A 16,522-nucleotide genomic window follows, 5' to 3' on the forward strand; every position below is an offset into this window, starting at 1 on the left:
TTCTTAATTTTTTGTTGAAGGAATTAATACCGTTTTGATACACTCGTCAAGTTTCTTCGAGAAAATGTTATAGGCATCTGCAATTTCTTCCAGTGGAACACGATGGGTAATTAAATCTTTTGGACTAAGCCTGCCGGATTGCACATGATCAATTAATTTAGGAAGCAGCCTTTTTACTGAAGCTTGATTGGCACGTAACGTTATTCCCTTGTTCAATACATTTCCAATAGGTACGTAATTAAACGGTGGACCATAAACGCCTACCACTGATACAATACCGCCTTTTTTCACAGAATTAATGGCCCATTGTAGCGCTGTGGCTGCACCCGCCTGCATCAGGGTAATTTTTCCAGTGAAGGTTTGTAATGCGTTCCCTTCTGCCTCGCAACCCACGCAATCGATACACACATCGGCACCATACCAATCGGTTGTTTTCTTAAGGAACAAAACCGGATCAGCCATAGATTTGAAGTTATACGCTTCACACTTCGCATAATTTTTTGCAAACTCTAAGCGATAGTCTACATGGTCGATGATGATGACCCTTGCAGCACCAAAAAACCAGGCACATCTTGCTGCCATAATTCCAATAGGTCCGGCACCAAAAACTACTACGGTATCGCCTTCTTTAATACCACCCATTTCTGCCGCCTGATAACCAGTGGGCACCACATCGGTAAGTAACACCGCGTCATCCGGATCCATATCTGGGGGAATCACTGTTGGTCCCACGTTAGCATAAGGCACTCGTACATATTCAGCCTGTCCGCCGTTGTATCCTCCCGCCGTATGGGAATATCCAAAAATGCCACCCACTGCAGTTGCCATGGTGTTCGATTCATGGCAGTTTCCATATAAACCTTGTTTGCAGAAATTACACTTTCCACACGCAATATTAAATGGAACCAGAACCTGATCACCTACTTTAACATTGATAACCAGCGGCCCTACTTCCTCGATAATTCCAATAAACTCGTGTCCGAAGGTTGATCCAACCCTCGTATCGGGCACCATACCATGATAAAGATGAAGATCAGAACCGCATATACAGGTTCTGGTCACCCTCACGATGGCATCCTCAGGATGAAGAATTTCTGGCATTGGTCGTTGCTCGGCCCGGACCCTAAATGGTCCTCTATAATTCATTGCTAGCATTTCAAAAAAAATTAATGGTTTAAGGATTTAGTTATTTGAAATTGAATATCGGTATGAAAAAATTAGAGGAAAAAATGGTAAAACTTTTATTTTTTTCATAACTAAAAATTCTTAGTTGTTAGTTGAAAAACATGCCCTAAGAAGCAAAAGTTTTGTAAATATTCGTTTCAATATATCTTCAGCAAGCTTATTGGTAATCAATTCTTTTTTGAAAAACGTCCGTTATCGCTGGCTTTCCACATACTTAAGCGGTGTGAGTTGAAACGTGCCAATCTGATTTAAACGATTGCTTTTCGCCGCTATAAAAAAATCGATGTTGCCGCAAAATGATAAAACCATCATTTGAAATTCTCGATTTTTTAGAAGAGGACTAATGTATACCGTTTGAGAGGAGCTGATCAAAGTTTAAAATATAATTGAAAATCTTTCTGCAAACGTGAAATTGAAAAATCGAAAGCTTATGGAAAAAATATCTCAAAGTGAGGATAATCATTTTATCCCAATGACTTCATCATCCAGCTATGATGATGGAGTAATTTCTGGCGATGTATACTATTACACCAATCAAATTGTGAATATTGCTATGGTGGGCAAACCTGGTGAATCGTGGTTTTTAGTTGATGCTGGAATGCCAACTTCGGGAAAAGAAATTCTCAAAGTTGCAACAGAAAGATTTGGAGAACTAAAACCTGACTTTATTTTGCTCACTCATGGTCATTTTGATCATGTGGGAGGTCTTGTTGAACTTCTTGAAAAATGGCAAGTTCCAGTCTATGCACACCTGGCAGAGTTTCCTTTTCTAAATGGAACACAAGATTATCCTGAACCAGATGACACTGTTGAAGGTGGGCTTTTGGCAAAAATATCTTCACTATATCCGCATAAGGCTACAAATATCGCCCCTTATCTAAAAGTTCTGCCTGAGAACCAAACTTTGCCAGGATTTGAAGATTGGAGATGGAAACATACTCCAGGACATTCGCCTGGGCATATTTCCATTTTCAGGGCAATAGATCGTGTACTGATTAGCGGCGATGCTGTTGTAACCGTGAGGCAAGATTCACTTTATAAAGTTCTCTTCCAGATTAAAGAGGTCAATGGCCCGCCACGATATTTGACTACTGATTGGGATGCTGCCCATCAATCGGTGAAAACGTTAGCCAGCATTGATCCGGAGTTTCTACTTACCGGACATGGCCAGGTGATGGAAGGTGAAGAAATGAGATCGCAATTAAAAGATTTAGCCGGAAACTTTCACGAGAAAGCAGTACCGAAACATGGGAGGTTTAGCTAAGATAGCGTCTACCATTTAATTATGATAGATACTAAATGGAAATCAATGTGAAATATTAAACGACATCAAAGACATGAAACTTACAGATACGTTAATTAAGGTAATTAATAAGGCCTATCCGGAAAATGAATTTATTGAAACAAACTTTGGTCGTTATGATCTTTCGCTGAAAACAGACGATGACGGCAGAGCAATTATAATTTTTATTGGTAAGAAGGATGCAAATGGAAAAATCAGAAGCGAGCGCTACGCCAGAAGGCTTAAATTCGGATCAAATGGTGAGGTTATTAAAGACCATTGGGAGCATAAAGGCCCTGCCACTCCTTAATAGAAACGGACGCGGCGTAATTGAATGGTTGCGCAGCGTCCATCAGAATACAATAAAAAACGTAATCAAAAGGCATAGCTGATAAGCATTAAAATCACTATAGATAATTAGCTAACGGGATTGTTTAATACTACGGGATTAGTCCAGTTTTCTTCCCAGCTCATCTAGGAGTTCTTTCTCCTTTTTTAATCTTGGTAACTCGTCTTTTACAAAATCTTTTACCCTTTGTTGTCTTGCGTTATTGGCATCCTCATAAGCTTCAATGTTTTTATCCAACTCAACAGATAGCTGTTTATAAAATGGCCTGTCGAATGCTATACCTACCTGCCGAGATAACCAACGAAGCGAATCGACTTGTTCGATACGCAATGCCTCATTTAAAAGCACTTTATTTTTATTGCAGAAACCCTCCAAGTTTTTTTTATAAAATCTGGTGCGTTCACGTGCTTTTTTTGCATATGTTTTAATTTCTTCACTGCTTCCGGAAGACAAAGCCGCAGTAAGTAAACTATCTTGAACAACTAGAGATTGGCTCGCTGCTTTCAAATATCCTGCTGCATCTTCCTCCATATTTGTTTCGAATGTTTCAACCCCTCCAACGTGATCTTTAACAGCAGTATCATTTCCAACGCTGTCTTTTTCCATTGATGAACGTTTGTCGGCTATATTGCAGCCCAAGCCAAGGTTGGCTAGTGCTATAATGGTAATTGTATTTCTCCACTTAAATGTCCTTTTAATCATAATATTATATTTTATCTTCTTGAAAACATCGCTCCTTAATTGTTTGTTGATGCGACCTGTGATAGGAGAGAAAAACACGTACATTTTGAAGCTAAGCAGGTATTTAACTTCGGTTTAGAAAAGATTGAGACTAATGAGATCTAATTCCGTTCAAATGAAGTAGCTCGACAAATGATGGTCCTAAAAATTCAAATCGCGATTGATTTGGTTTAGAAGTAATTAACCTGAGGTGGTCAAAACCAATTCATGCCAAATATGTTGTCTTTCATATTAGCTATGTTATGCAATCGTATAGTTTCAACATCAATACCTACAAAGTTGAGGTAAATCAGTTTAATAATGAATACCATGTCAGTCTTGATGGGGTTCATGCAGGTGTCATATTTCCCGAAAAGCTGGAGGAACCGCCATTTACAATCTGGAAAACCAGTGATCTTATTCCAGAAGATTTGGTCCAAAAAATAGGTGCAGCGATTGAGCAGGAGCAACGCTAGTTTTAATGGAAGTCTAGTTAGTCGTTAATTGGTTGGTTTTTGTAGGGAAACGTTCGGAATGTAGATGATAGGATTTAACCCATCTTTTATCTTAAGCACTACTTTAGTTTAACTCCAGTAGCTGCTGAAATCCAGTTCGTTTGTTTCCCTCGTTATCAAGGTTTAGATGTTATATTTTAATTTAAAAAAATGGAAACGCTTATACCAGGTTTGTTCTTGTATCCAGATTTTATTGATCCAGCAAGAGAAACAAAATTATTAAATGAAATTGATGGTCAGTCATGGATAGTTGATTATCAAAGAAGGCTTCAATATTATGGCTTTAGAAATGAACTGGAGGCACCCTACAATCTGGTGAGTTATCCGATCGCTATTCCCCAGGAAATTGATCAACTGGCGCAGGAAATTGTTGAAAAGCATGTTTTAGATCATCAGCCTGATCAGGTAATAATCAACGAATACCTTCCTGGTCAAGGGATTAAATCACATAAAGACCGGGTTTATTATGAGAATCAAATTTGCGGGATTAACCTCGGAAGTGGATGTGTGATGAAATTTACTAATACCAGCACTTTTGAAGTTATCGACGTGGTGATTCCCAGGCGATCTTTATATGTGATGCAGGATGATGCCCGCAAAAAGTGGAATCACGCAATTCCGCCAAGAAAAAAAGATATGATCGATGGAAATATAGTTCATAGAGATAGGAGAGTTTCGATCACTTATCGAAAAGTGAAGCCATCCAGGGTGCAGCCACTTGATCCAAACGGAAAAGTTGCTCAAATGTTAGCCGAACACCTAGGTGTTTAAATGAGATTGTGACACGAACCTAACGTTTCACCGCAAGCCTTTCGCCATGTTTTTTGGTTATAGATAATGATGCGTAAGCTTTCGGATAGCGGCAAAAAGCATTAATTGAGCTGCTACAGATTAAAAGTTTCCTATAACCCGTGACACGGAAACTTGATAAAGGAAATTTTATTTTACTGTTTTTTCAAATAGTAGGAAATGCTGTAAGGGCAGAAATTTGCCGTTTTTAACCAGCTTAAATCCACTCGCTTCAAGCTCTTTTTTCACTTGCTTTACACTCATTTTGTGCTCTGGTTTGATTGCTACCTGCGGGTCTTCTGCTTTATATTCCAATAGCAGCAGCTGACCATTGGGTTTAAGCGCTTTGCTTATCGCTGCGAGATATGCTGCAGGGTTTTCTAATTCATGATAAACATCTACCATAAATGCCAGGTCAATTGCACTGGCTGGTAAATTGGGTGAGGTGTCTGAGCCTTTGATCACTTCCACGTTTTTGAGACCATCGTCGAACGCTTTTTTCTTAAGGTGATCAATCGCATCATTTTGGATTTCCACCGCATATACCTTGCCCTTCGGAATACGTGTAGCAACCCGGAAAGTATAAAATCCAGATCCTGCACCAATATCAGCAACAACGGTGTTGCTCTTTAGTGACATCGACGCTAAAGCCAGATTAGTGTTTTCTTCCGCTGTCCGGCTATTTCTTTCCAACCATTCCACGCCTTCGAAGCTCATTACCTGGGCAATCTCGCGGCCCATATATACCTTGCCTGTACCATTTGCGGATGGCTTTTTGAAAGTGTAAGGAGATTGTTGTTGTGCAACGGCCGTTTGAAACAATAACACTAAGAAAGCGCTAAGGACAAAATTTGATATTTTCATAGGGATGATTTGTAATTTAGGTTAAATTATCTATTTCTAAAACGAGGTCATGAGGTTATAAGATCGACTGAAAAAATGTACATTTCTTTTTTTGGTGATGTTTTTTATCTCTACGAACGGGAGATTATCAAATTATGATTTTTAACGGGGGAAGTTTTCAGTTTTGACCTAAACTCCTCATCACTTTTAAACCTGAGCTGCTTTATTGTTCTGGTTTCATAGCTGACTGAAAATTGATCTGTTTCAAAAGGCCATGGCTCTACAATGAGTGATTCTTCTTTTTGAGAGAGGAAATAGGGAAGTCCATTAGGTCCGGTACTGATTTGTAACTTGCGACCTTCAGGTGGTATTTGCGACTGACAGATCAATAAGGAAAGGGCATCTGAAAATTCCAAAAGAGCGTAAGCCAGGTCAATTGATTTTTTTGTGACTTCTGTTTCCTTAAGCCATCGCGGTTCCTTCTTTTTCAAATGTGTTATGAAACTTTTGGCTAATGGATCGCTTCCATGCGTAAAAGAAATATGCCTGGCGATTAATAGCGCAATAACCCGGCTTTTGGTTAAAGCCATGTCCATCAATCTGGCCGAACTGTCCAAGTCAAATCTGGTACTCTTAAAATTGACTGGTGCTCCATTCTCATCAATAAGCGGGCTGCGTTCGAATTCATTGTAAACGTCATCATGTTCAGCTGTGGCGATTAAGGTCTCCACCCATTTTTCGGGTTGGTCCGTAACTTTCCATCGAGCGCAAATCTGCCCTGCAAGCAGTCCGTGTGAACGTTGGGTAACAATGTGCCAGCCTTTTTCATCATATTGTACAATCATGATTATTGACCTTTTCTTTCGGGTCCAAAAGATCAACAGAATTTAATTCAATAGGTTTTATCAATGTTTTGACCAGCAGCACAAAACTAAATTTATAAAAAAACAGACTTAATATCCCCATTGTAAAATCGATTGCTGTTTATCCTGATAGATGATCCCCACCATAAAAGCTATCTGGTCGTTTCAAATTCCAAAGGCGGATGCGGCACCATTTTGTATCTAAAGCAAAATTCTGGTTACGCTTAGTAATTTTGCGCTTCGGAGGATACTTTATGTCATCCTCCTTGCTACCTTTAAAATCTAAAATTTTCGCAAATGAAAAATAAACTTTCGATAATATTTCTTTTAGCAGGTTGGTTTTTGATGCTATCTGTGCTCGCTCATGCTCAAAATAATGGCTATCCTGCTCAATACGGTCAGCCGTTTACGGGCGTTCCCGATACCAGGGATGTGATGCTTTATCAGGTAAACACCCGGGCCTTCAGTAAAACAGGTGATTTTACAGGCGTAACTCAAAGATTGAACTCGATTGAAGACCTTGGTATTAATGTGATCTACCTTATGCCCATTTATCCGGTAGGTAAACTCAAAGGCGCAAATTCTCCTTATGCAACGATGAATTACGATGAGGTAGGAAAAGAATTTGGTACGCTGAACGATTTACGAAAGTTGGTGGATGAAGCGCATAAAAGAAATATTGCCGTAATGCTTGATATTGTAGCCAATCATACTTCGTGGGACCATCCCTGGATAAACAAACCGGGTTATTATCTGCGTGATAGTTTGGGCGAAATCAAGTACCCGGAAACCTGGCGGGATGTTGCCCAGCTAGATTTCCGCAACCAGGAACTGAGGTTGTCACTAATTCATTCCATGAAGTCCTGGGTATATAAAGCAAATATCGACGGCTTTCGTTGTGATTATGCTGATGGTCCTCCACTTGATTTCTGGAAACAGGTAAATGATAGTCTGAAGACCATTAAAACCCATAACCTTTTGATGTTGGCCGAGGGCAGTAGTCCCAGATATTTTACTGCTGGTTTTGACTACTTTTTTGGTTTCAATTATTTCGGGAATCTGAAAAGTATCTTTAGCAATAATAAATCTGTAAAGTCGATTGATACGTTAAATAATAGTGACTATAAAGGTGCAAAGAGTGGCCAGGCAGTGGTTCGATACTTGACAAATCACGATGTCAACGGATCAGACGGCACTCCGCTTGAGCTCTTCGGTGGCAAAAAAGGGTCAGCTGCCGCCTTCGTTGTTACCGCCTACATGAAAGGCGTTCCAATGATTTATAACGGACAGGAGATAGGAACGCCATTCAGGCTTACCTTTCCTTTTACGGGAAAATCCATCGACTGGTCTTTCGAAGAAACTAACCGGGATGTGCTTGAGGAGTATAAGAAAATAGTGGGTTTCCGAAACAAAAGTAAGGCTGTGCGAAGGGGTGCTTTGGTTTCATACAGTAGCAATGATGTTTGCGTTTTTACCAAAACCCTCGAAAAGCAAACGGTGCTTGTACTAGCAAATTTGAGAAATAAACCTGTTACGTACCGTCTTCCAGTTAAGCTTAAGGGCAAGTGGACAAACATCTCAGATGGCTCAAAAACCAACCTGGCGCAGGTAGTCAGGTTGGAACCTTTTCAATACTTAATTTTTCAAAAATAGAAATCATAAGTTTAATGTTGCCTTACTCATAAATTCAAGCCACCTTTTTTACAATATCCTTCGTCTCACTAAACTTTTGCAGCGGCGTATTGTTTGTTGGCATATGGAAAAACTTAGCCTCTCTGTAAATACGCTGTTCCTTTTTGTGCTGGCCTTTGGCGGACTGTATTTCGCCGCTCCATTTTTGATTCCGTTAACACTGGCTGCAGTGTTGTCGATGGTTTTCATCAGGCTATCCAACTTCTTTGAACGCAAAGGGGCTTCCAGGGCCTTTGCCTCGCTTGCGTGTATATTGCTGTTCGTTCTTGCCGTGGGGCTGATCATTGCGCTGTTGTCCATCCAACTGGGAAGTCTGGCTGATCATCTCGACGGAATGGAAAAGCGAATAGTTGGGATGTTGGAGTCTTTAAAGTCTTGGATCAATGAAACGATTGGGGTCAAAAAGGCAGAGCAGCAAAAGGCCATTGAGCAAGGTACCAAGGGCAAATCAGGTGGATTGATCTTATCTTTTGCTTCTGGTTTGATGGGCGTTCTGATCAACACCGTTCTTGTGCTGGTTTACATGTTTCTTTTTCTTTCCATGCGTGGCCACATCAAAAAGTTCTTGCTGAAGCTGGTTCCAAATAAGGAAAATGAGGATACAACTGAAGTCATTCATCAGGCAGGGAAGGTGTCGCAGAAATATCTTAGCGGTCTTGCTGCCATGATCGGTGTATTATGGATCATGTATGGAATAGGTTTTAGCATTGTTGGGGTGGAAAGTGCCATTTTTTTTGCTGTACTTTGCGGCCTTCTCGAAGTTATCCCATTTATTGGAAATCTGACCGGTACCGGTTTGACTGTGCTCGCCGTTGTAGCGCAGGGTGGAGATGGAAAGATGATCATCGGTGTTTTAATTACCTACTTTCTTGTGCAATTTTTGCAAAGTTATATTCTGGAACCCGTTATTGTTGGTGAGCAAGTGAATATTAACCCACTGTTCACCATTATGGCTATTGTGCTGGGTGAGCTGGTGTGGGGTGTCGCGGGAATGATTTTGGCAGTGCCGTTATTGGGGATGGCAAAAATCATTTGCGATCACTATCCGCATTTGCAGCCTTATGGGTTTCTTATTGGTCCCGAAAATCCCAGAAAACCAAAAACCTCCGTTTTAGATTATTTTAAGAAGGTGTTTGCTAAAAATTGATTTCAAGGATTTAAAAAGAAACCGATTTATTCTTTTTGAAAGCTACCAATGTACGTGCTTTCCATTTTGCGCTCCAGATTATTCATCCATCGGTTTTGTAAATAATTTTTCCGCTTTGATAATCTTCTTCGTGGTACTGATTTAAGCTCCAAAGCTATTTTTATTATATGATGAGCAGAGTTTAAGCAAATGTTATCTTTGCGAAAATGAAAAAATCAGGAAAGGAAAATCTTCAGGAAATTTACGGTAAAATCGACATTTATCTTTTCGATCAACTTCTGAAAGGGACTTACGATCATTGTGAAAAAATACTGGATGCGGGCTGCGGTGAGGGTCGCAATCTGGTGTATTTTCTTCGAAGTGGTTTCGAGGTTTTTGGGGTTGATCAACAGCCCGAAGCGATTCAGCGAGTTGAGGAACTAGCCCACATTTACGCTGCGAAACCTTTATCCGGTCATTTTCAGGTGGCCAATATAACTTCTCTTCCTTTTCCAGATGCAGATTTTGACCTGGTTATTAGCAGTGCGGTTCTTCATTTTGCAGAAAACATGGAACATTTTGAAGCCATGCTTAACGAGATGTGGCGGGTTTTAAAACCTGGCGGATATTTTTTTTGTCGGCTTGCCTCTGATATTGGAATTGAATCAAGTGTCCACTTTATTGGCAACGGACGTTATATCCTCCCGGATGAGTCTGAGCGATTTTTAGTTAATCAGGAAATGCTTATCCGTTTAACAAAAAAAATGGGAGGTGAGCTGCATGAGCCTATAAAAACCACAAATGTTCAAAACCTTCGCAGTATGACCACCTGGTGTGTACAAAAGCAATAGAATTAGGGTAAAACGTTAAATCTGAGGGAAAATCATGGGCTTTAAACGGAATACTTGCTTTAATGATCCTTATACCGGGCTTCTGTAGCTTTATTTTTCTGCTGCTATTTTACGTTTTATCCGGCTTAAGGTTTCAGGTGCTATGCCGAGATAGGACGCGATTAAGTGTTGTGGGATTCGGTTGCTTACTTCTGGATTCGTTTCAATAAATTCACTATACCGTTCACTGGCAGAGTAGGTTATGGAATTTCGAAGTCTACGTTCTTTGGTCACAATACTATTCTGGTATAAAATTCTAAAAAACCTGTCCATTTTGGGCACTTGAAGCGTGAGCGCTTCATAGTTTTCTTTGGAAATCAAAAGCAACTCAGCATCTTCCAGGGCATCAATGAAGGATACAGATTTTATTCCGGTTAAAAAGCTGCTGAAATCAGATAGCCACCAGCCTTCCCAGCCGAAAATACTTACACGTTCGATTCCTTTTTCATCAACATTGAAAGTTTTCAGCAAGCCGCTGCATACAAATGCCAAATTCCTGCACACTTCACCCTCACTTAACAGATATTGCTTCTTCGCTAATTGTTTAGGTATAAAATGCTCGAAAACCATATGCTTTTCTTCAGGAGAAAGCGATATTTTTCGATCAATGTGACTGAAGAGGATTTCAAAACTGTTCATAAACTTTATTGGTTTGGAATATCAGTACTACCTGTTATTTGAATATATGGATTTGCCCTCTTGACAAATATCAAGTGTATTTCAATATCTCGACTATAACTTTGCACAAATAAAAAGAAAAATATGAAAAGGATAGCATTAGTGGTAGGAGCAAGTGGCATCACGGGAGGAAATCTGGCAGAAAAACTGATTGAACAGGGTTGGGAAACATACGGCCTTTCCCGAAGCCCAAATCCGGAGAATGAAAAACTTATACCTGTTGCGGCAGACCTGCTTGATTTAAAAAGCTTAGAAACCGGCCTTACTAATATTATGCCGACGCATGTTTTTATTACCACCTGGATGCGGAATGATACGGAAGCGGAAAATGTTCGGGTAAACGGATTAATGGTGAGAAACCTGCTGAGCGTCCTTTCGCCAAAAAAAACAGTGGAACATGTAGCACTGGTAACCGGGTTGAAACATTACCTTGGACCATTTGAGGCTTACGCAAAAGAGGGTTTTCTTCCTGAAACACCTCTCCGAGAGGAACATCCCCGCCTCGATTTGGAAAATTTTTATTATGCTCAGGAGGATGAGGTTTATGCCGGAGCAGCGAGAGATGGTTATACCTGGAGCATACATCGGCCGCATACGGTAATTGGCCATGCTGTTGGTAACGCCATGAATATGGGAACTACACTGGCAGCTTATGCCACTATCTGTAAGGAAACTGGAAATGCTTTTATTTGGCCAGGTTCAAGGGCACAGTGGGAAGGAATATCTGATGTAACGGATGCAAGTGTTTTAGCTGCTCATTTAATTTGGGCTTCGACCACAGATGCTGCAAAAAATCAGGCATACAACGTGGTAAATGGAGATGTATTTCGCTGGAACCGGCTTTGGAAAAAAATTGCAGATTACTTCGAAATTGCTAGTGTTGGCTTCAACGGGGATATAAATCCATTGGAAGATCAGATGAGTAACGCTTCTTTAATATGGGCTGAAATTGCGAGTAAATATCATTTAAAAGAAACGAACCTGGATCGTTTAGCCTCAGCCTGGCATACTGATCTCGATCTGGGCAGGCCAATAGAGGTAATGACCAGCATGTCAAAAAGCAGGAAATTCGGGTTTATGGAATATCAGGATACAGAGGAAACTTTTTTTAATTTGTTCGAACGTTTGCGTGATAAAAAATTGATTCCTTAAACGAAGTTTTTAAACAAAAAAAAATTTAACAACTTAATCTATTTTGAGGTTAAGCAAAGCAAATCATCAGGCAATGGATTATAAAAGGAATGTTAAGCGGTAAAGTCAGGCACAAGCATCCCGATTAAATCGAGCAAAATGGTGGAGGTGCGGCTGTCATAATAGAGACGTAAAATGAATTTGGGTATTTTAAAAATTTCTGCTTAGTATTTTTGATAGATAAAATTAATTTGAAATTCTAATTTAGCGCCGAGATTGACTTTAGTAACATTTTCTATTCTGCTATATGAGGTATAACACCATTCGATTTTGCGCTATAATTTTCTTTTTTGCCTCGGCTTTGCCTTGCTTTGGACAACTTACTACCAGCAATGATCTTGGGATTGTACGGGAAATTCCAATTAAATCTTTTATAGGAAAGCGCTTCAAGGCAGGAGTGGATATCAAGAATATACCATCCGACAGTATCAGCCTGGCGGGATTCTTTTTTCTTCAGGTTGGAAAAGGAGATTATGATTTTGTTCCCGGAACAAGGCAATCGAAAACTGCTACTAATAAAGATTCTGCCTGGCATCACTATGAGATCGCCGGAACAGTAGCGTCAAGTGCACAAAAGGTATGGTTATATGTGAATACCCGTGGAAATGGGGATTTTTATTACGATAACTTTAGCTTCGAGGTGGAAACGGCTGCTGGTTCGTGGAAAAAAGTAGTTATCCCTAATGCTGATTTCGAAGAATCGCCACTGCCACTTAAAGGCTTTAGGGGAACTGAAACTTTAAAGGAAAAACAAGGGGTAAAAATAGAACTGGCCTTGGATAGCGATCGAAATATTCTACACCATCTGCATATAAACTCCAGAAATGCAAAGATCATTTATCCTTATGGACGTGATAAACTCAAAGGCAAATACATCAATGTTGCGGGCTCAAGAATTTATTGTGAAACTTATGGATCAGGCGAACCTTTGCTGTTGCTACATGGTAACGGTGGATCGATTAGTGATTTCAAATCGCAGATAGGGGAGTTTACTAAGCACTTTCAAGTAATCGCAGTAGATACCAGGGCACAGGGGAAAAGTTCAGGAAATAGGTCTGAATCCCTTTCGTATGATCTTTTTGCGGAAGATATGAAAACGCTTTTAGATAGTCTACATCTCAAAAATGTGAATATTTTAGGTTGGAGTGATGGAGGAAATACCGGTCTTACTCTTGCCATTAAAAATCCTGATTACGTTAAAAGATTAGTAGTGATGGGCGCTAACCTTAATCCTGAGGAATCCTCTGTTAGTCCGACAATTTTGAAGCAAACTAAAAGTGACCTGAATAAGCTAAAGTCGAAAAACAATCCTGAAGATAAAAATACCATGCTGCTCCTCGAGATGTTATTAAAGGAGCCGCAGATTGATCAAAAGTCGCTTAAAAACATAACCGCCAAAACGTTAGTGCTTGCGAGTGAAAAAGATATTATTTTAGAGGCGCATACCCGATCTATTGCAGAGGGAATACCCGGAGCAAAATTACAGCTGCTACAAGGTGCAACCCATTTCGCTCCCAAAGAAAATCCGTCAGCTTTCAACAAAATTGTGCTGGATTTTTTAATGTGGAAATAATTGCTGTCATCTGGGTTCAGTATCCTTTTTTATTTATAGAGATTTACGGTGTTATTGAAGATGCTCGAGCAAGCGTGATATCCAAATTCATATAAGTTAATTGCCGAAAATACTTTTAAATGTTATTTGATTCGTCCACTTTCATTCTCTAAAGCAGAAGTTCGGGTTCTTGGACCTTTTGAGTTTCCTGTAGAAAACTTGTAACTGAAGCTAAGTTTTAGTTGTCTGTTTTCAAAATAGCTATAGTTTCGGATGGTAAAATTTCCGATGCTTTGCAAGGAGTGTGCCTGGCTTCCTTTGAAAATATCACTATAAACAACTCTTAAAGTGCCATTCTTTTGCCAAAAGCTTCGCTGTAATCCTATGTCTACCTGACTATTGGGTTCAAAGAACTGATTTGCCCCAACAAGGCGTTTAGAGTTGTAAAATCCCATCACTTCGCCAATAAAACCCTTGGGCAATCGGAATGTCTGCTGGAGACTTAATCTCGCAGCTGTTTGTTTAAGATCAAGGGTTCGGCTATTCCCGAAATCAATGTTGTTATTAAGCTGGAAAAGCGTTCCATTAAAGGTAATCTCCCACCAAGCCACAGGCTTTAACGATTGGGTCAATGTTAAGGCTACATGCTGCTGATTACCCAGATTTCGGGGAATCATGACAATTTTCGATGAACCGATGGTATCCGTGACTTCCATGCTAAAATCATTGGTATACGTATAACCTAAGCCGATGATGGTGCTTTTGTGTACATATTGTATTAGTCCTCGATGGCTGATCTGAGGTTTCAGGAATGGATTTCCCTGCCAAAAAGAAAGTTCATCCAACAAATAAATAAAAGGATTTAGATTTTGGTAAGCCGGCCGATCTATTCTTTTTGAATAACTAAAAGAAAAGCTATGTGACGTGGAGGCCGTCAAACTGGCGGAAAAGAAAGGGAAGAAGTTCGTGTAGTTTCGGTTGATAGTTTGCTGATTGCCTGAAATTTCGGAAACTTCTTCGAGCATACCTGTCGAACGTGAATTTTCAACCCTCAAACCGCCTTGGAGTTGCCATTTTCCAAACGGTTTCTTATAGTTAACATAACCACTGCTAATATTTTCCTCGAAAGAAAATTTATTTGATCTTGAGGGATCCAGCACTTCACCTGCCAGCTGGATTTCCAGAAAACGGGAGTTGTTTGAAGAGGATACGCTTGAATATTTCACACCAGTCTCCAGTTTTCCTTTCCAAAAATTTGTCATGTAATCGACTTTGACCGCACCTAAACTGATGTCGATACCATTTAATGAGCGATAAAGGTTATCACTGAGTATAGTTTGATCATTCAGCGTATACTTGTTGGATTGAAGGTTTCCTGCCCTTTTGGTAAAATTCCCATAGTCCGCGTCAATATTCAAGATTCTGCCTAACGTATCTTCAAATTTATAATTCGCGTTAAAGTTATAACGTTGGGTACCTTGCGCATAATAGTCGTTCACTGCAATGAGCGTTTGCTCCACTATCTTTGTCGACTCCAGGCCAATTTCGGTTTTGGTATTTGTTATTCCTCCACCAAAAAGGAAATTACCATTTACTAATATGCCTACAGTACTTTTTTTATTAATCATAAAATCTGCACCAATTCTCGATCCGATTTTATTTCTTTTGTCAACATCATCTGTGAAGCTATTATAGAATCTACCCTCCTGAATTCGGTCTCCTCCGTAGAGATAAGAATAATAGCCGAAAAAATGACTGTAGGAACCATAAAAATTGAATCTGTTTTTTCTATAGTTGATGGAAAGATCCTGATTGTTTCTCAAATAAACGCCATAATTTAGCCCTGAGGTGATGCTCATGTTCAAGCCATCTACAGTCGATTTCAAAGTCTTTACATTGATAATTCCAGCCGTACCTGCCGCATCGTATTTGGCTCCGGGGCTGTTGATAATCTCAATTGATCTGATATTAGAGGACGACATCGTTTTAAGTAGTTCTGCCACTTCTCTGTTAGATAAATAAGTCATCTTTCCATCAATTAAGATCGATGCCCCCGATTTACCATTCAGAGAGATGGAATTATCACTTGCAACGCTTACACCTGGTGCCCGGGCTAAAAGTTCAAGTGCATTCGTGCCCTGGGCACTGATGCTTTTGGAAACGTTGAAGACAATATTTCCATCATTCATTTCAATTACTCTTTGATTCCCATTCACCTGTACCGATTGTAGATTTTTAGATTGGGATTCAAGTTTGATCTTTCCAAAATCTTGTATCCCGATAGGATATTTATCCATTGGGAATTTTAAAATCCGTTTGTCATATCCAAGGGAAGTCAGCTTCAAAGTGAAACCATTATTTTTTTTCAAAGGATAGGAGAATTTAAAATTTCCATGCTCGTCTGCAATGGTTCCACCTACCAACACTCCGCTTTCTAAAAGTGAAACTGTTACAAATGGAACCCCATGGTCATCGCTATTCATCACTTTTCCGGAAATGATCACTTGATGAGGTTTGGATTTTTCAAACTCCATTTCTCTGCTTCGAATCACAATTAATGAAGCAGAAAGTGTTTGGGAAATCAGATTTTTGAAGGCTAGGACGCTATCTAGTAATTGATTTACGTTTAGTTTATTTGCCTCTATTGATATTAACGTAGAATCGGAAACGATTTCGTTACTGTAAATAATGGAGTATCCGGTTTGAATCTGGATCTGCTTAAATAGCTCGATAATAGGCTTTTTATCAAGTTTTACTGTAACCTGCTGCGCATACGCTGACAAACTCGCAACGATGAATAACGCAAGCGTGATAATGAAATAATGATATTTTTTAGCAGTCATAGCC

Annotated in this window: 15 protein-coding genes; 9 read left to right on the plus strand and 6 right to left on the minus strand. The window is 39.7% G+C overall.

What is annotated here, in order from left to right:
- Positions 1-3: 3 nt before the first annotated feature.
- Positions 4-1,146, minus strand: coding sequence for a zinc-dependent alcohol dehydrogenase (locus tag ASE92_RS04480; RefSeq protein WP_235527279.1), 1,143 nt, complete (start codon positions 1,144-1,146; stop codon positions 4-6).
- Between the two features lie 469 nt (positions 1,147-1,615).
- Here ASE92_RS04480 and ASE92_RS04485 point away from each other — a divergent pair, with 469 nt between their 5' ends.
- Together ASE92_RS04485 and ASE92_RS04490 are read left to right on the plus strand one after the other, a co-directional pair.
- On the plus strand, positions 1,616-2,449 hold the full coding sequence (locus ASE92_RS04485; protein WP_056848857.1) for an MBL fold metallo-hydrolase: 834 nt from the start codon (positions 1,616-1,618) through the stop codon (positions 2,447-2,449).
- A gap of 73 nt (positions 2,450-2,522) precedes the next feature.
- Positions 2,523-2,777 carry a hypothetical protein gene (locus ASE92_RS04490; protein ID WP_056848858.1) on the plus strand — a complete coding sequence of 85 codons (255 nt, stop codon included), beginning with the start codon at positions 2,523-2,525 and terminating at the stop codon, positions 2,775-2,777.
- A 138-nt stretch (positions 2,778-2,915) separates the two neighbouring features.
- Here the strand turns inward: ASE92_RS04490 and ASE92_RS04495 are convergent, their stop codons facing one another.
- Entirely contained in the window at positions 2,916-3,422 is a 507-nt protein-coding gene (locus ASE92_RS04495; RefSeq protein ID WP_162237741.1) for a DUF4142 domain-containing protein, read from the minus strand.
- A 377-nt stretch (positions 3,423-3,799) separates the two neighbouring features.
- Between ASE92_RS04495 and ASE92_RS04500 the strand changes: the two genes are divergently transcribed.
- Together ASE92_RS04500 and ASE92_RS04505 are read left to right on the plus strand one after the other, a co-directional pair.
- The gene (locus ASE92_RS04500; RefSeq protein WP_056848860.1) at positions 3,800-4,012 is read left to right on the plus strand and encodes a hypothetical protein; all 213 of its coding nucleotides are present in this window, start codon (positions 3,800-3,802) and stop codon (positions 4,010-4,012) included.
- Positions 4,013-4,201: 189 nt separating this feature from the next.
- Positions 4,202-4,822, plus strand: coding sequence for an alpha-ketoglutarate-dependent dioxygenase AlkB (locus tag ASE92_RS04505; protein WP_056848861.1), 621 nt, complete (start codon positions 4,202-4,204; stop codon positions 4,820-4,822).
- Positions 4,823-4,990: 168 nt separating this feature from the next.
- On the opposite strand, the gene ASE92_RS04510 is transcribed toward ASE92_RS04505, so the two are convergent.
- Positions 4,991-5,704 carry a class I SAM-dependent methyltransferase gene (locus tag ASE92_RS04510; protein WP_056848862.1) on the minus strand — a complete coding sequence of 238 codons (714 nt, stop codon included), beginning with the start codon at positions 5,702-5,704 and terminating at the stop codon, positions 4,991-4,993.
- A 110-nt stretch (positions 5,705-5,814) separates the two neighbouring features.
- Positions 5,815-6,528: a DUF3891 family protein gene (locus ASE92_RS04515; protein WP_056848863.1), complete on the minus strand. Its 714-nt coding sequence runs from the start codon at positions 6,526-6,528 to the stop codon at positions 5,815-5,817.
- 315 nt (positions 6,529-6,843) lie between these two features.
- Here ASE92_RS04515 and ASE92_RS04520 point away from each other — a divergent pair, with 315 nt between their 5' ends.
- The 3 genes from ASE92_RS04520 (at position 6,844) to ASE92_RS04530 (ending at position 10,215) form a co-directional block, all read left to right on the plus strand.
- Positions 6,844-8,199 carry an alpha-amylase family glycosyl hydrolase gene (locus ASE92_RS04520; RefSeq protein WP_056848864.1) on the plus strand — a complete coding sequence of 452 codons (1,356 nt, stop codon included), beginning with the start codon at positions 6,844-6,846 and terminating at the stop codon, positions 8,197-8,199.
- Positions 8,200-8,302: 103 nt separating this feature from the next.
- A complete protein-coding gene (locus tag ASE92_RS04525) occupies positions 8,303-9,385 on the plus strand; it encodes an AI-2E family transporter (RefSeq protein ID WP_056848865.1) in 1,083 nt (360 codons plus the stop codon).
- A gap of 206 nt (positions 9,386-9,591) precedes the next feature.
- Positions 9,592-10,215 carry a class I SAM-dependent methyltransferase gene (locus ASE92_RS04530; RefSeq protein ID WP_056848866.1) on the plus strand — a complete coding sequence of 208 codons (624 nt, stop codon included), beginning with the start codon at positions 9,592-9,594 and terminating at the stop codon, positions 10,213-10,215.
- Between the two features lie 90 nt (positions 10,216-10,305).
- Here ASE92_RS04530 and ASE92_RS04535 read toward each other — a convergent pair whose 3' ends face one another.
- Positions 10,306-10,893, minus strand: a complete 588-nt coding sequence (locus ASE92_RS04535) for a Crp/Fnr family transcriptional regulator (RefSeq protein ID WP_056848867.1) — start codon at positions 10,891-10,893, stop codon at positions 10,306-10,308.
- Positions 10,894-11,016: 123 nt separating this feature from the next.
- Here ASE92_RS04535 and ASE92_RS04540 point away from each other — a divergent pair, with 123 nt between their 5' ends.
- Both ASE92_RS04540 and ASE92_RS04545 read left to right on the plus strand, forming a co-directional pair.
- Positions 11,017-12,084: an SDR family oxidoreductase gene (locus tag ASE92_RS04540; RefSeq protein WP_056848868.1), complete on the plus strand. Its 1,068-nt coding sequence runs from the start codon at positions 11,017-11,019 to the stop codon at positions 12,082-12,084.
- Between the two features lie 286 nt (positions 12,085-12,370).
- Positions 12,371-13,696, plus strand: coding sequence for an alpha/beta fold hydrolase (locus ASE92_RS04545; RefSeq protein ID WP_056848869.1), 1,326 nt, complete (start codon positions 12,371-12,373; stop codon positions 13,694-13,696).
- Between the two features lie 122 nt (positions 13,697-13,818).
- On the opposite strand, the gene ASE92_RS04550 is transcribed toward ASE92_RS04545, so the two are convergent.
- On the minus strand, positions 13,819-16,518 hold the full coding sequence (locus ASE92_RS04550) for an outer membrane beta-barrel protein (protein WP_056848870.1): 2,700 nt from the start codon (positions 16,516-16,518) through the stop codon (positions 13,819-13,821).
- Positions 16,519-16,522: the final 4 nt, after the last annotated feature.

Source organism: Pedobacter sp. Leaf41, from assembly GCF_001422545.1.
In the GTDB taxonomy this organism is placed as follows: domain Bacteria; phylum Bacteroidota; class Bacteroidia; order Sphingobacteriales; family Sphingobacteriaceae; genus Pedobacter.

Bases quoted from the DNA above. Each gene is read 5' to 3' on its own strand.
- ASE92_RS04480 (WP_235527279.1), bottom strand. From the start codon at position 1,146: ATGAATTATAGAGGACCATTTAGGGTCCGGGCCGAGCAACGACCAATG.
- ASE92_RS04485 (WP_056848857.1), top strand. From the start codon at position 1,616: ATGGAAAAAATATCTCAAAGTGAGGATAATCATTTTATCCCAATGACT.
- ASE92_RS04490 (WP_056848858.1), top strand. From the start codon at position 2,523: ATGAAACTTACAGATACGTTAATTAAGGTAATTAATAAGGCCTATCCG.
- ASE92_RS04495 (WP_162237741.1), bottom strand. From the start codon at position 3,422: ATGGAAAAAGACAGCGTTGGAAATGATACTGCTGTTAAAGATCACGTT.
- ASE92_RS04500 (WP_056848860.1), top strand. From the start codon at position 3,800: ATGCAATCGTATAGTTTCAACATCAATACCTACAAAGTTGAGGTAAAT.
- ASE92_RS04505 (WP_056848861.1), top strand. From the start codon at position 4,202: ATGGAAACGCTTATACCAGGTTTGTTCTTGTATCCAGATTTTATTGAT.
- ASE92_RS04510 (WP_056848862.1), bottom strand. From the start codon at position 5,704: ATGAAAATATCAAATTTTGTCCTTAGCGCTTTCTTAGTGTTATTGTTT.
- ASE92_RS04515 (WP_056848863.1), bottom strand. From the start codon at position 6,528: ATGATTGTACAATATGATGAAAAAGGCTGGCACATTGTTACCCAACGT.
- ASE92_RS04520 (WP_056848864.1), top strand. From the start codon at position 6,844: ATGAAAAATAAACTTTCGATAATATTTCTTTTAGCAGGTTGGTTTTTG.
- ASE92_RS04525 (WP_056848865.1), top strand. From the start codon at position 8,303: ATGGAAAAACTTAGCCTCTCTGTAAATACGCTGTTCCTTTTTGTGCTG.
- ASE92_RS04530 (WP_056848866.1), top strand. From the start codon at position 9,592: ATGAAAAAATCAGGAAAGGAAAATCTTCAGGAAATTTACGGTAAAATC.
- ASE92_RS04535 (WP_056848867.1), bottom strand. From the start codon at position 10,893: ATGAACAGTTTTGAAATCCTCTTCAGTCACATTGATCGAAAAATATCG.
- ASE92_RS04540 (WP_056848868.1), top strand. From the start codon at position 11,017: ATGAAAAGGATAGCATTAGTGGTAGGAGCAAGTGGCATCACGGGAGGA.
- ASE92_RS04545 (WP_056848869.1), top strand. From the start codon at position 12,371: ATGAGGTATAACACCATTCGATTTTGCGCTATAATTTTCTTTTTTGCC.
- ASE92_RS04550 (WP_056848870.1), bottom strand. From the start codon at position 16,518: ATGACTGCTAAAAAATATCATTATTTCATTATCACGCTTGCGTTATTC.